1 protein-coding gene is annotated in these 842 nt (G+C 53.8%); it reads right to left on the bottom strand.

Annotation, left to right across the window (positions count from 1 at the left end):
* A partial coding sequence (locus tag CUC53_RS18145) for a DUF3450 family protein (protein WP_157798329.1) occupies positions 1-459 on the bottom strand: 459 nt, incomplete at its 3' end.
* Positions 460-842 lie beyond the last annotated feature (383 nt).

Raw genomic sequence — 842 nt, 5'->3', positions numbered from 1 at the left:
CAGCAGCTGGCGGAATTTCTCCGCTTCGCTCACATCCGCACGGGCCAGGGTCGCTTTCAACTGTTCAACCCGTGCCAGCCGATCTTCCTTGCGCAGCGGAATATCCTGTTGCACCAGCTGTTCCAGATCTGCCTGCATCTGCAGCAGTAGCGGGATCAAGCCCTGACGGGTCTCTTGCACCGCTGCCAGCTGCTGGCTCAACTTGCCCAGCTCATTTTGCTGATCGGCCACCAGAGATTGCATGTAGCGGTTGTAAGCATCCAGATCGCGCAGTTGCAGTTGGGCATTTTGCAGCTCCAGCCGTGCGGTAACGGCGGCATCGGCGGCTTTTTCCACCCGCTGCTGGGAGGCTTTTCCGGCGGCAATGCTGCTACTTAATGCGGGCGCGACTAACTCGTCGGCCTGCGCGGCGAAATGAACAACCAAAGGCAATAAGGTCAAACCCCAAAACATCTTCATGATATGAATCTTAACAATGATAATTATTCTCATTATTTCAAAAGGTGGCGGCTGAGGCAATCAGAGGATGGTGTTGAGGTGGTGCTGGCAGAGGAATCGCCAATATCGGCACGTCTAGATTGGCCCTAGCATTGGCCAGAAAATACCAACAACTCATTGAATTAGTTCGTTAAGTCCGTGCTGTCATGTTTGTTTACCATGTTTGTTGGCTTTCGATGAGGTGCCGCCATTGGTTCTCTATGGCATCAAAAGAGGGGCGCGATCCCTCAGCCTAGTCAGGGGATGACGTAGGAATATTCCGGTTATCTCCGGATCGCCATTCAGGCCATGGTTGGCCGCTTGTTCCCGCTTGGGGTCAGTGGGTACAATCGGCCCCTTTCTAC

It is taken from the genome of Aeromonas cavernicola (assembly GCF_002795305.1).
Lineage (GTDB): Bacteria > Pseudomonadota > Gammaproteobacteria > Enterobacterales > Aeromonadaceae > Aeromonas > Aeromonas cavernicola.
Note: the sequence above shows the minus strand (reverse complement) of the source record. Positions and strands in the feature narration are given on the sequence as shown.